The organism is Ruegeria sp. BC2, from assembly GCF_056539245.1.
In genome coordinates this window covers 260,218-272,410 of the sequence record NZ_JBQFUQ010000004.1, presented here as the reverse complement: position 1 = coordinate 272,410, position 12,193 = coordinate 260,218, and the positions used below count along the sequence as shown (strand labels likewise).

Here is a 12,193-nt window from a genome sequence, read left to right as displayed (position 1 = left end):
CTAAGAGGGTATGCACGTCTACCTTCCCATAGCCGAAGTATCCGTTAGCCCGTTTGTCCTGCTGGCGATTGGTGTTTCCGTGGGCGTTCTGTCCGGCATGTTCGGAGTGGGAGGCGGCTTTTTGATCACGCCATTGCTGTTTCTGATCGGTATTCCACCTGCAGTCGCCGTGGCGACATCGGCCAACCAGGTCGTGGCATCCTCGTTTTCGGGGCTAATGGCACATCTCAAGCGCAGGACCGTAGACCTGAAGATGGGGTCGGTTCTGTTGGGCGGCGGCCTGCTAGGCGCGACGCTGGGGATGCTCGTCTTCAACTATCTCAAGCATTTGGGACAGGTCGATCTGGCGGTCCAGCTGTGTTACGTCGTGTTTCTTGGCCTCATCGGCACCTTGATGTTCATTGAGAGCCTGCGTGCAATCCGCCGGTCACGAGCGGCGGGCGGCACCGCACCGACCGCACGCCGCCAACGCACCTGGGTTCATGCACTGCCGTTCAAAATGCGGTTCCGCGAGTCAAACCTGTACATCTCGGTCATTCCACCCATCCTGGTCGGCTTTGGCGTCGGGATCCTGTCGGCCATCATGGGCGTTGGCGGCGGGTTCATCATGGTTCCGGCAATGATCTATATCCTCGGAATGCCAACAAAGGTGGTGATCGGAACCTCGCTGTTTCAAATCATTTTCGTGGCCGGGTTCACGACGATGATCCACGCTTCGACCAACTTCAGCGTGGATATCGTGCTGGCCTTGTTCCTGTTGATCGGGGGGGTCGTTGGGGCCCAGTTCGGCAGCATGGTCGGCGCTCGGTTGAAGGCTGAGCAGCTGCGGGTTTTGCTGGCGGTTCTGGTCATGATCGTGGCCGGAAAAGTCGGGCTGGAACTGATCGTGGCTCCGACAGAATTTTATTCGCTTTCTGAATTGGCGGGGGTTTGATCGTGACCAGTTTATCCTTCGAAACCGCCATGTACCCACCAGTCCGTTTCTTCGCCCAACGCAGCGCGCCTGCCTTTGCTCGCATTAACCAGTCCACCGCAGTACGGATCGGCTAGACCACATGCATATCTACCTGCCTATCGCCGAAGTTTCCGTAAACGCCTTTCTGCTGCTTGGCCTCGGCGGCATGGTGGGAATCCTGTCCGGTATGTTCGGTGTCGGTGGCGGCTTTTTGATGACCCCGCTGCTGTTCTTTATCGGCATCCCACCCGCCGTTGCCGTGGCAACCGAGGCGAACCAGATCGTTGCCTCGTCATTCTCGGGCGTGCTGGCGCATTTCCGAAGAAAAACGGTCGATCTGAAGATGGGCACGGTCCTTCTTGTGGGTGGTCTGATCGGCGCCGCCGTTGGCGTTGTCTTCTTCAACTATCTCAAAAGCCTGGGTCAGGTCGATCTGCTGGTCAAGCTCTGCTATGTCGTCTTTCTGGGCGTCATTGGCGGGCTGATGTTCTTTGAAAGCCTCAATGCGCTGCGCAGGTCCCGCAAGGCCGGTGGGGTCCCTGTCAAACGGCGCCAGAGGGGGTGGATCCACGCCCTGCCGTTCAAGATGCGGTTCCGGACCTCGGGGCTGTATATCTCGGTCATTCCGCCGGTGCTTGTCGGGCTGTTCGTCGGCGTGTTGTCGGCAATCATGGGTGTGGGCGGCGGATTCATCATGGTGCCCGCCATGATCTATCTGCTGGGAATGCCAACCAAAGTGGTTGTGGGGACATCCCTTTTCCAGATCATTTTCGTCACTGGCTTTACCACCATGCTGCACGCCACGACCAACTTTACGGTCGATATCGTGCTGGCTGTCCTACTGTTGGTTGGCGGGGTGATCGGGGCTCAGATCGGGACCGTGCTGGGGGCACGCATCCCGGCCGAGCAGCTGCGCGTTCTGCTGGCCGCTCTTGTCTTGGCGGTTTGCGGCAAGCTGGCCCTGGATCTGTTGTTGCAACCGGCCGAGCTGTACTCGCTTGGCACCGATGGGGGGCATTGACGTGTTGCGCTGGTTCATCGCCCTTGTGTTCCTGACCCTCCCCGTCCATGCCGCGGATGAGCAGGTCGTTCTTGGCCTCAGCCAGGATCGCGTAGCCATCACCGCCGATTTCGACGGATCCGAGATTCTGATCTTTGGCGCCGTCAAGCGCGAGGCGCCGATCCCGCCCGGCCCTCCGCTGGAGGTGATCGTGGCAGTCGCGGGTCCGTCCGAGCCGGTCATGGTGCGGCGCAAGGAAAAGAAATTCGGCATCTGGGTGAATACCGACAGCGTTCTGGTCGATTCCGCACCCAGCTTCTACGCAGTCGCCACAAGCGCGCCGTTCACGGACATCATCACCGACACCGAAGATCTGCGCTATCGCATCTCGATACGGCGCGCGATCCGGTCCGTCGGGGCAGCCATGCATATCCGGGAGGCTCAGGATTTCGCCCGGGCTGTCGTCAGGATCCGCGAGGATGAGGGCCTGTACTCGATCCGGGAGAACACGGTTGCCGTGGATGAGCAAACGCTATTCCGCACCTCCATCGAGATGCCGGCCGACTTGACCGAAGGCGACTACCTGACCCGCATCTTCCTGATGCGGAACGGCGAAGTCATTTCGCAGTTCGAGACGGTTATCGACGTTCGGAAAGTCGGGCTCGAGCGGTTTCTCTACAACATGTCGCGTCAACAGCCGGTCTGGTACGGGTTGATGTCCCTCGTCATTGCCATCGCCGCAGGCTGGGGCGCTTCGACGGCTTTCCGACTGTTGCGCGAAAACTGACCGCTACCCGCGCCCGATATACGGCATCGTCGTTGCCATCACGGTCATGAACTGAACGTTGGCTTCGGGCGGCAGGCTGGCCATGTGGAGGACCGAGCGCGCGGCATCTTCGACCGCCATCGTCGGATCAGGCTCTCGCCCTTCAGCAACCGCCGTATCGACCAGGTTCTGCACCATCTGGGTTCTGGCATTTCCGATGTCGATCTGCCCACAGGCGATCCCATGAGCGCGGCCGTCAAGCGACAGGCTCCGCGTCAGCCCGGTAATCGCGTGTTTGGTGGCGGTGTAGTGCACCGAGTTCGGACGCGGTACATGCGCCGCGATCGAGCCGTTGTTGATGATGCGTCCACCTTGCGGGTTCTGCCACCGCATCGCGCCAAAGGCGGCACGGGCACACAGAAACATCCCGTTCAGGTTCACGTTGACGCTCTGATACCAGTCGTCCAGCGCGATCTCGTCGATCGTCCCGGCTGGGGCAAAGATCCCCGCGTTGTTGAACAGAACGTCCAATCGCCCGGCTTTTGCCTGAAATCCATCGAAGGCTGCTGACACCGCTTGGGGGTCCGTCACGTCGGCCGCCAGTGGAATGGCGTTTTCGCGCGTCGCGGCCATCTGGCTCAGCTTGTCCGCACTGCGTGCCAATAGGCCGACCTTCCAGCCCTGATCCAGAAACAGCTCGGCCGTCGCTCGCCCGATGCCCGAACTGGCCCCGGTCACGATGATCGTCTTCACGTCTCCTCCGCCTCCAGCGTAAGTTTTGCAGCCGGGACCGCGCGCAGATCGTCGACCCGCAACGGGTGGCTTGGTTTGGACAGCCTGTTGCGCACCACCCAGATCAGCCGCTCTTGCGCGCGGGTGATGGCCACATAGGCCAGCCGTTTCCACAGGGGTTGCCCGGCCTCGGTCCGGCCCATGCGGGCGGCGGCGTAAAGGTCAGGTGCAAAGACCTGCACCGTGTCCCATTGCGAGCCTTGCGCCTTGTGAATCGTCACGGCGGCCCCATGCAGAAACGTGGCCCCCATGCGCGCGGCAAAGGGGATGAAGGGCTCTTCCTCGTCCGGTTTTTCGATCTGCACGATCGACGCGGCGCTGACCTGCGGGTCTTCGGCCCCCATGACATGCAGCCGCGAGAACCCAGGCTTGCGCCCCGGCCCCAGATAGATCACCTGCGCGCCCTTGATCAGCCCGCGCGCCTCGAGGTCGAGCCGTTTCTTGCGGTGCTTCAGCGGCAGCTCGATCCCGTCGCAGATCAACGGTTCGCCTTCCAACAGCTCGGTCTCGGGGGCGCCATGCACCTGACGGAAGGCCTGGATCAGCCGGATACGCGTCGCATTCCGCCAGACCAAAACCGGGCTGCGGGCCATCAGGTCGACCTCGACCCGCTGGCCCCAGACCACGCGGTCATCCGTGCGGGCGGTCTGCTCGACAAGACGTTCAAAATCCTCGAACCCCATGGCAGGATCGGCCAGCGCATGGGCCAGGTCCAGGATGGGGTTGTCGGCCTCTTGCCGGTGCACCCGGTGCAGGATCAGCTTGCGCGGTTCGGGCAGAGCATCGAACACCATCGACCCGGACTGATTCACCGGTGCCAACTGCGCCGGATCGCCGAACAGCAGCAAGGTGGGAAAGATCTCCTTGAGATCCTCGAACTGCCGGTCGTCCAGCATCGAAGCCTCATCGACGAACCCGATATCCAACGGCTCGTCGCGCCGTTTCCAGCCGGTGATGAAATCCGATCCGCGCAGGCCGGCGGCGGCCAGGGCACCGGGGATGGACTTGTTGTTGGCATAGAACGCGGCCGCGCGGTCAAACGCCTCGTCGGTCAGGCCTTCGATCTCGGGGCGATCGTCGTTGCCCGCCAGCCACTCGGCGATCCGTTCGTATTCCGGATCATAGACCGGCGTGTACAGAATGCGGTGAATGGTGGTGGCCGGAACACCGCGCAACCGCAACACGCTGGCGGCCTTGTTGGTCGGGGCCAGAATGGCAAGGCTGCGCTTGTCCTTCGATTTGCGGCTTTCATAGTCGCCCGAGACGATCTGAACTCCGGTCTCGGCCAGCGCCTTGTAGAGTTCGGCCAACAGCAGGGTCTTGCCCGACCCGGCCTTGCCGATCACCGCCATGACCCCCGATTCGCCCTGGCCGGGCAGCTTGAGCAGTGCATCATCTTCCAGGTCCACGCCTGCGGTTTTCAGCATCTGGGCAATGCTGTCGAACGCGGCGGCCTGATCTTCGGAAAAAGTAACCTTGGGCAGAGACATGGCGCGACCCTACAGGGCCGCGCCACCCTGCGCCAGATGCGGAATTCAACGTCAGGCAGACAGTGCGAACCGATGCCGCGCGGCGGACCCGAACGCCGTCTTGAACCACAATCGCGACAGTTCGCGCGGGATGCCCGCCCGCTCGGCCACGCGGTTGCAATCGTCAGCGGAATAGGGCCAAAGACCGACCGAGATCTGGTCACGGCCCGCCCCCTCCGACCCCAAGACCACCGGCGAGGAACCGATCAGCCGATAGATACGGATCATCCTTGCATCAAAGACCCCGGCGATGTGGGTAAGACCGAAGCCTTCCATGATCTCTCCACCACTCAGCATGATTGCCCCGGCCGTGTGTGGATGAGCGGTGCGGGACAGGCAGAACCGCGTCACTTCCCAGATCAGCGGGCTGCGGATTGGGCTGCCGCCCGTCAGATGCCCGAACACCTCGTTTACCATGACAGGGCCAGTCGTGGGCAATACCCGCATCGAGCCGCCGTGACTGCCGTCCGGCTCTTCCCAGATGACATACAGCGGGTTCAGATCATCATATTGATCCCGTTCCTCTCCTTTGGAATTGACATGAACATCCCATCCCAGGCGGGATTTGAATTGATCGGCGCGGTCGCGAAACATCCCCTCGGCCAATTTTGGAAATTTATGAAGCTCGTCAGCGTAAACATAACGCAGCATGACTTTTCCCCTTGTCGTCCAGTGCTGGAACGAAAGGGGTACAAAGTCGTAGTTAATTTACCCTGTGGCCCTCGCGCGGGTCTTAAACCACTATTAATCCTCTGCTGAGGGCAGTGGCGATGGCATGGGTTGTATTCAGAGCACCCAGCTTGGACCGGGCACTTTCGATATAGACACGCAATGTGTGCTCGGAAATAGACAGGGAGTGCGCGACCTGCGCCCGGCTGTAGCCCAAGGCCAGCAGCGTCATCGCGTCGATCTCGCGCGGAGAGAGGCCGCGCGCGGATTCAGGCCTGCGGTCCTGCTCGAAATCCAAAGCTTTGCGGTTGAAGTAGTGGGCGAGCAGTATCAACTCGCGGCTGTAGGTCACGATGAAGGCTTCCCAAGCTTCGTCGCTGCAACTGTGATTGACCGTAAAAAGCGCGAACTGGCCATTCGGCCCACGAATTGGGATCGAATAGCCCTGATTGCCGACACCATGATCCAAAGCATCTTGCAGAAAGGCTTTGGCGACCTTGCCGGACCAGTTCAGAGATTTCCAGTTGACCGGATGAAACCGCTGGAAACAGCCCAGGATAACGGGATCTATTCGGTGATAGTTGCGTTCACGGTATCGGTCGGCCCAGGCATCCGGATAGGTGGTGTAGCCATATTGGTCGCCGGCGCCATCGACCCAGTGATAGACGATGTGATCGACCTTCAGTTTATCCCTGATGCGGACAGCAACCGCACCCAGCTCGTCAAGCGTGCTGGTGTTTTCCAAATCCTCCAGGACCTGGCTCAAATCGAACTGTGTTCCCATTCGACGGCGCTTTTGCCTCATCGTTCAGGGACGCAATTTCGGCCGCGGCGATCAGCCTGGTGTCGTCAAGCTGCTCGGCCAGCGCGGTCAACCCATTCGCAACGGCGAAGGCGTTGAGGTCCGACAATACGTCCAGTATCCACTCATTTCGCGCCATCATGGTCTCTCCGAAACAGTTAACGAAGGGTTAACACAACCATAACATGTACGCTGTTTTCTTGCCTATTCACTGCTTTCTACTCCCCAAAAACAGCGGGTCCCAAATGTGCATGGTATTGAAAAACAATATCCCATCTTCGGAACGCAAAACGCCCGCGAACCGTCCAAGCGATTCGCGGGCGCTTGCTTTCAAAGCGCGGTGATCAACCGCGGGCGTCCAGAACCTCTTCCAAGGTCCGCATGCCCGTACGCGGGGCCTGAACCAAGACAGACATGTTGCCGGGCTTGTGCTCGTTCCGCATCATTTTCATGTGCGCCTCGGGCAGTTCTTTCCAAGTGAACACTTCGGACATGCATGGATCGAGACGCCGCTCAAGCATCAGCCGGTTTGCAGCGGACGCCTGCTTTAGGTGCGCGAAATGCGAACCCTGCAGACGCTTCTGGTGCATCCACATGTACCGAACGTCAAAGGTCAGGTTGTAGCCGGTGGTCCCGGCGCAGATCACGACCATGCCGCCTTTTTTGACAACAAAGGTCGAGACCGGGAAGGTGCTCTCGCCGGGGTGTTCGAACACCATGTCGACGTTCACGCCCTTGCCCGTGATGTCCCAGATCGCCTTGCCGAACTTGCGGGCCTCTTTGAACCACTCGGCATATTCAGGCGTGTTTACCGTGGGCAACTGGCCCCAGCAGTTGAAGTCCTTGCGGTTGATGACGCCCTTGGCGCCCAACCCCATGACGAAGTCGCGCTTGCTTTCGTCCGAGATCACGCCGATCGCGTTGGCGCCGGCCGTGTTGATCAGCTGGATCGCGTAGGAGCCAAGGCCCCCCGACGCGCCCCAGACCAGAACATTTTGGCCCGGTTTCAGGTCATGCGGTTCATGGCCAAACAGCATCCGATAGGCAGTGGCCAGAGTCAGCGTGTAGCAGGCGCTTTCCTCCCAGGTCAGGTGCTTGGGACGCGGCATCAGCTGCTGTGCCTGCACGTTGGTGAATTGCGCAAACGACCCATCGGGCGTTTCATAGCCCCAGATCCGCTGGCTGGGCGAATACATCGGATCGCCGCCGTTGCACTCTTCATCGTCGCCATCGTCCTGGTTGCAGTGGATCACGACCTCGTCGCCGACCTTCCAGCGTTTCACCTTGTCGCCCACCGCCCAGACGATGCCCGAAGCATCCGATCCGGCAATGTGATACGGGGCCTGGTGACCATCGAAGGGGCTGATCGGCTTGCCGAGCGAGGCCCAGACACCATTGTAGTTGACGCCCGCCGCCATCACCAGAACCAGCACTTCGTGGCTGTCCAGCTTGGGCACATCGACCACTTCCAACTGCATTGCAGTGTCGGGCTCACCGTGGCGCTCTTTGCGGATGGCCCACGCATACATCTGTTTGGGCACATATCCCATCGGAGGGATTTCACCCATCTCGTAGAGGTCTTTTTCCGGTGCCTCGTAGGACGCGATGCCGCCGTCGGTGTCCAAAGCCATTGTGGCCTCCTCTGTCAAACATGTTCGCCGCGACGCAGAATCGCGCGCTTCATAGGCTGGAATATTGGCCTATGAGTAATTTTGCAACCCATTTCGGATCATTATTGAAATTTTATGACCCAGCAGTCGCAGAAATTTCTTTTGCAACCGCAGAACCATCCGGGTCTTCGCCAATGGGCGCTGAGGCCGCATAATACTTCATCAGATCCAGCCGCTCGACCGATGGCGACAGCATTCCGTTGTTTCTGCTCAGTATTCGCCGTTCGACCAGTTGTTCGATCGCAGGCGGGATGGCTTTCAGGTCTTCGTCCGCGGCGCCCTCGCGCCGCATCAGCTCGGCGATCCGTGACTGAACGTCAGACTCGGAGATGGTGCCGTTTTCGCGAACGAGCCAGCACGCGGCGGGCGCTGGTACCAAAGGAATCGCCCGGCCAATCCGGCGCATCAGTTCTCGGGCCAGATCCGTCATCAAGTCCGGGCCAGCTTGTTCGCGGAACTCCTGCAGCGAAATGGGCAGGCCGTATCGAACCGAGGCAAGACCGAACCGTTTGTAGCGCCCGATGATACGGCGCCATATCTGTTTCAGGCTCCACCTTGTGATCACGCCGATCCGAGCACGGAACCGCCGTTCGCTGCCCAGGGCGGCGGCGGTCAGAATCGTATCCTCCAGCACCCGGTCATAGTTCAGCGCAACCGGCACGAACACGACGTCGCGACCATCGGGACTGGTGCCGTCGATGATGTATTTCAGCAGTCCCAGTTTGGGTCGCCCCAAAGACCCGGTGAGGCTCAGACCGCCCTCGGGGAACATCGCCTGCGTCACACCGGCATTGGTGGCCAGGCGCACATAGCTGGCCAGAACCTGCCGGTAGAGTTCGCTGCCGGACTTGCGCCGGATGAAATAGGCTCCCATCGCGCGGATCAACCGGCTGAGCGGCCAGACCCGTGCCCACTCGCCCACCGCATAGGACAGCGCCGACTGTTGCGCGGCCAAATAGGTCACCAGAACATAATCCATGTTGCTCCGGTGATTCATCACAAAGACCACGGTTGCTTTGGGGTCGATCTCCTTCAATGCGGCCTCGTCCTCGTGGCTGAGGCGGACATCGTAGAACGCGTTGCTCAACCATCGAGCCACCCGAATGGCAAAGCTGAAATACATGAAGGCCGAAAACGACGGAACGATTTCCCGGGCGTAGCGCCGGGCCTGCTCGAACGCGACCGCTTCGGGGATTCCATGTTCTTCGGCGTGGTGCTGAACAGCCTGACCAACCTGCGGGTCATAGATCAGGCGTTGGATCATGTCATGACGCTCGGCCAGTTTGAACGGCTGGATCGGCCGTTGCAGGCGCTGGTTCAACCGTTCAACAGCCCGTTCAAGCCGGCGGCGAAAGAACCAGCGCACCGACGGGAACAGGAAATGCGAGGCAAAAGTGACCGCGGCAAACACCACGATCAGAACAAACAGCCAAATCGGTAACTCAACGGTCTGCGTCATGCCCGCACAGTGCCATCAAACCGCCGCTGTCACAATCGACAGCACGCCGTACATGCCGCAACGCAGCGAATTGACATGTGCTGAAAATTGCGCTTTAGAACCCATGAGAGAAATATTGTTACCCATCGACGCATGAGGCTCTGACCATGACGCAGACGCAGAAAGACCGCCCCTGGCTCATCCGAACCTATGCCGGTCATTCCACGGCCAAAGCCTCGAACGCGCTTTACAGATCCAACCTGGCCAAAGGGCAGACCGGTCTGTCGGTGGCTTTCGATCTGCCGACGCAAACCGGATATGACAGCGATCACACCCTGGCCCGGGGCGAGGTCGGCAAGGTCGGGGTGCCCGTCTGCCACCTGGGCGACATGCGGGTGCTGTTCGACCAGATCCCGCTGGAGCAGATGAACACCTCGATGACGATCAACGCCACGGCCCCCTGGCTGCTGGCGCTGTATATCGCGGTGGCCGAGGAACAGGGCGCCGATGTGTCCAAGCTGCAGGGCACGGTGCAGAACGACCTGGTCAAGGAATACCTGAGCCGCGGCACCTATGTCTGCCCGCCCAAACCTTCACTGAAGATGATCGCGGACGTGGCCGAGTATTGTTATTCGAACGTACCGAAATGGAACCCGATGAACGTGTGTTCCTACCACCTGCAAGAGGCCGGCGCGACGCCCGAGCAGGAGCTGGCCTATGCGCTGGCCACCGCCATCGCGGTACTGGACGAGCTGCGCCCCCGCGTTCCGGCCGAGGACTTTCCGGCGCTGTGCGGCCGCATCTCGTTTTTCGTGAATGCGGGCATCCGGTTTGTCACCGAAATGTGCAAAATGCGGGCTTTCGTCGATCTTTGGGATGAAATCCTGCAACAGCGCTATGGCGTGGAAAACCCCAAGTTCCGCCGATTCCGCTATGGTGTTCAGGTCAACTCTCTGGGCCTGACCGAGCAGCAGCCCGAGAACAACGTCTATCGCATCCTGATCGAAATGCTGGCCGTGACCCTGTCGAAAAAGGCGCGTGCCCGGGCGGTGCAACTGCCAGCGTGGAATGAGGCCTTGGGCCTGCCGCGCCCCTGGGACCAGCAATGGTCGATGCGGATGCAGCAGATCCTGGCTTATGAGACCGACCTGCTGGAATACGACGACCTGTTCGATGGCAACCCGGTGGTCGACGCCAAGGTCGAGGAACTGAAGCAGGGCGCCCGGGCCGAACTGGCCAATCTGGACTCGATGGGTGGTGCGGTTGCGGCGATCGACTACATGAAATCGCGGCTGGTGGATTCCAACGCCGAGCGTCTCAACCGGATCGAGCGCAATGAAACCATCGTCGTCGGCGTGAACCGCTGGACCGAGGGCGAACCCTCGCCCCTGCAGACCGAGGATGGCGGGATCATGGTCGTCGATCCGGCGGTCGAACAGGAACAGATCGCGCGCCTGAACGACTGGCGTGCCGCCCGCGACGAGGCCGCCGTGGCCGCGGCTCTGGCCGATCTGCGCGCCGCCGCGCAATCGGGCGCCAACATCATGGAGCCGTCGATCGCCGCGGCCAAGGCCGGTGTCACCACCGGCGAATGGGCAGAAGAGATGCGCCGCGTCTTTGGCACCTATCGCGGTCCGACGGGCGTTTCGGGGTCGGTCTCGAACAAGACCGAGGGTCTGGACGATCTGCGCGCGGCGGTGGATGCGGTCAGCGACCGCCTGGGGCGTCGTCTGAAATTCCTGGTCGGCAAGCCGGGGCTGGACGGCCATTCCAACGGCGCCGAACAGATCGCGTTCCGCGCCCGCGACTGCGGCATGGACATTACTTATGACGGCATCCGCCTAACCCCCGAGGAAATCGTGAAGTCGGCCATCGAGCAGCAAGCTCATGTGATCGGCCTGTCGATCCTGTCCGGTAGCCACCTGCCGTTGGTACAGGACGTCATGACCCGCCTGCGCGAAGCTGGCTTGGGTGATGTTCCCGTTGTCGTCGGGGGCATCATTCCCGACGAAGACGCGGATCGTCTCAGATCAATGGGTGTTGCCAAGGTCTATACGCCCAAGAATTTCGAGCTGAATGCCATAATGGGGGATATCGTTTTGCTGGCCGATCCAAAAACGCTGGCCGCGGAATAATCGCCCAAAATTAATTCCATTGCCCATTTCGTTTAAAGAATGGCCATTGATTGGGATTCTCCGTAACGTTGCCTGATGAGTAAAAAATGAATCAGGTGGGTACGGAGAACGACAATGGGCATAAATCTGGAAAAGCTGTCGCGTAAGGAATTGCTTGAATTGCGCGATCAGGTCGACAAGGCGCTGGAAAACGCTGAGGCCAGAGAGCGTCAGGAAGCATTGATGGCCGCTGAAAAAGCAGCTGCCGCTTACGGGTTTTCCTTGTCCGACTTGGCGTCTCAGCCCACGCGGTCCGGCAAGGGATCGAAAGCCAAAGCGAAATATCGCAATCCGGCCGATCCGGCGCAAACCTGGACGGGGCGTGGGCGAAAACCGAAATGGGTCCACGAAGCGCTGAAAGCCGGGGCAGATATTTCCGATCTGGAAATCTGAACGGG

11 protein-coding genes are annotated in these 12,193 nt (G+C 60.3%); 5 read left to right on the top strand and 6 right to left on the bottom strand.

Annotation, left to right across the window (positions count from 1 at the left end; all coding sequences use genetic code 11):
- Window positions 1–10: 10 nt before the first annotated feature.
- From ACR0CU_RS16415 to ACR0CU_RS16405, 3 genes are all read left to right on the top strand, one after another.
- Window positions 11–934, top strand: a complete 924-nt coding sequence (locus ACR0CU_RS16415; protein WP_170343308.1) for a sulfite exporter TauE/SafE family protein — start codon at window positions 11–13, stop codon at window positions 932–934.
- Window positions 935–1,055: 121 nt separating this feature from the next.
- Window positions 1,056–1,976, top strand: a complete 921-nt coding sequence (locus ACR0CU_RS16410) for a sulfite exporter TauE/SafE family protein (RefSeq protein WP_170343309.1) — start codon at window positions 1,056–1,058, stop codon at window positions 1,974–1,976.
- Window positions 1,963–2,742, top strand: coding sequence for a TIGR02186 family protein (locus ACR0CU_RS16405; RefSeq protein ID WP_174822853.1), 780 nt, complete (start codon window positions 1,963–1,965; stop codon window positions 2,740–2,742). Before ACR0CU_RS16410 ends, ACR0CU_RS16405 begins: the two co-directional genes overlap by 14 nt.
- A 3-nt stretch (window positions 2,743–2,745) precedes the next feature.
- On the opposite strand, the gene ACR0CU_RS16400 is transcribed toward ACR0CU_RS16405, so the two are convergent.
- The 6 genes from ACR0CU_RS16400 to ACR0CU_RS16375 all read right to left on the bottom strand — a co-directional run bounded on the left by ACR0CU_RS16400 (window position 2,746) and on the right by ACR0CU_RS16375 (window position 9,642).
- Window positions 2,746–3,474 (bottom strand): SDR family oxidoreductase, encoded by a 729-nt coding sequence (locus tag ACR0CU_RS16400; RefSeq protein WP_170406715.1) that lies wholly within the window; start codon window positions 3,472–3,474, stop codon window positions 2,746–2,748.
- Window positions 3,471–5,003 (bottom strand): ATP-dependent DNA helicase, encoded by a 1,533-nt coding sequence (locus tag ACR0CU_RS16395; RefSeq protein ID WP_170448463.1) that lies wholly within the window; start codon window positions 5,001–5,003, stop codon window positions 3,471–3,473. The genes ACR0CU_RS16400 and ACR0CU_RS16395 overlap by 4 nt, the downstream gene beginning before the upstream one ends.
- A 51-nt stretch (window positions 5,004–5,054) precedes the next feature.
- Entirely contained in the window at window positions 5,055–5,693 is a 639-nt protein-coding gene (locus ACR0CU_RS16390; RefSeq protein ID WP_170448465.1) for an acyl-homoserine-lactone synthase, read from the bottom strand.
- 82 nt (window positions 5,694–5,775) lie between these two features.
- A complete protein-coding gene (locus ACR0CU_RS16385; protein WP_170448467.1) occupies window positions 5,776–6,495 on the bottom strand; it encodes a helix-turn-helix transcriptional regulator in 720 nt (239 codons plus the stop codon).
- Window positions 6,496–6,857: 362 nt separating this feature from the next.
- Window positions 6,858–8,144: a crotonyl-CoA carboxylase/reductase gene (gene ccrA, locus ACR0CU_RS16380; protein WP_093963466.1), complete on the bottom strand. Its 1,287-nt coding sequence runs from the start codon at window positions 8,142–8,144 to the stop codon at window positions 6,858–6,860.
- Between the two features lie 112 nt (window positions 8,145–8,256).
- The gene (locus ACR0CU_RS16375; RefSeq protein WP_170448469.1) at window positions 8,257–9,642 is read right to left on the bottom strand and encodes a 1-acyl-sn-glycerol-3-phosphate acyltransferase; all 1,386 of its coding nucleotides are present in this window, start codon (window positions 9,640–9,642) and stop codon (window positions 8,257–8,259) included.
- A gap of 146 nt (window positions 9,643–9,788) precedes the next feature.
- On the opposite strand from ACR0CU_RS16375, the gene ACR0CU_RS16370 reads away from it, so the two are divergent.
- Complete coding sequence (locus ACR0CU_RS16370) at window positions 9,789–11,756, top strand: protein meaA (protein ID WP_480637539.1); 1,968 nt, start codon at window positions 9,789–9,791, stop codon at window positions 11,754–11,756.
- Window positions 11,757–11,870: 114 nt separating this feature from the next.
- Window positions 11,871–12,188 carry an H-NS histone family protein gene (locus tag ACR0CU_RS16365; protein WP_170436077.1) on the top strand — a complete coding sequence of 106 codons (318 nt, stop codon included), beginning with the start codon at window positions 11,871–11,873 and terminating at the stop codon, window positions 12,186–12,188.
- Window positions 12,189–12,193 lie beyond the last annotated feature (5 nt).

Bases quoted from the DNA above. Each gene is read 5' to 3' on its own strand.
- ACR0CU_RS16390 (WP_170448465.1), bottom strand. From the start codon at position 5,693: ATGCTGCGTTATGTTTACGCTGACGAGCTTCATAAATTTCCAAAATTG.
- ccrA (WP_093963466.1), bottom strand. From the start codon at position 8,144: ATGGCTTTGGACACCGACGGCGGCATCGCGTCCTACGAGGCACCGGAA.
- ACR0CU_RS16385 (WP_170448467.1), bottom strand. From the start codon at position 6,495: ATGGGAACACAGTTCGATTTGAGCCAGGTCCTGGAGGATTTGGAAAAC.
- ACR0CU_RS16370 (WP_480637539.1), top strand. From the start codon at position 9,789: ATGACGCAGACGCAGAAAGACCGCCCCTGGCTCATCCGAACCTATGCC.
- ACR0CU_RS16405 (WP_174822853.1), top strand. From the start codon at position 1,963: ATGGGGGGCATTGACGTGTTGCGCTGGTTCATCGCCCTTGTGTTCCTG.
- ACR0CU_RS16415 (WP_170343308.1), top strand. From the start codon at position 11: ATGCACGTCTACCTTCCCATAGCCGAAGTATCCGTTAGCCCGTTTGTC.
- ACR0CU_RS16375 (WP_170448469.1), bottom strand. From the start codon at position 9,642: ATGACGCAGACCGTTGAGTTACCGATTTGGCTGTTTGTTCTGATCGTG.
- ACR0CU_RS16395 (WP_170448463.1), bottom strand. From the start codon at position 5,003: ATGTCTCTGCCCAAGGTTACTTTTTCCGAAGATCAGGCCGCCGCGTTC.
- ACR0CU_RS16365 (WP_170436077.1), top strand. From the start codon at position 11,871: ATGGGCATAAATCTGGAAAAGCTGTCGCGTAAGGAATTGCTTGAATTG.
- ACR0CU_RS16410 (WP_170343309.1), top strand. From the start codon at position 1,056: ATGCATATCTACCTGCCTATCGCCGAAGTTTCCGTAAACGCCTTTCTG.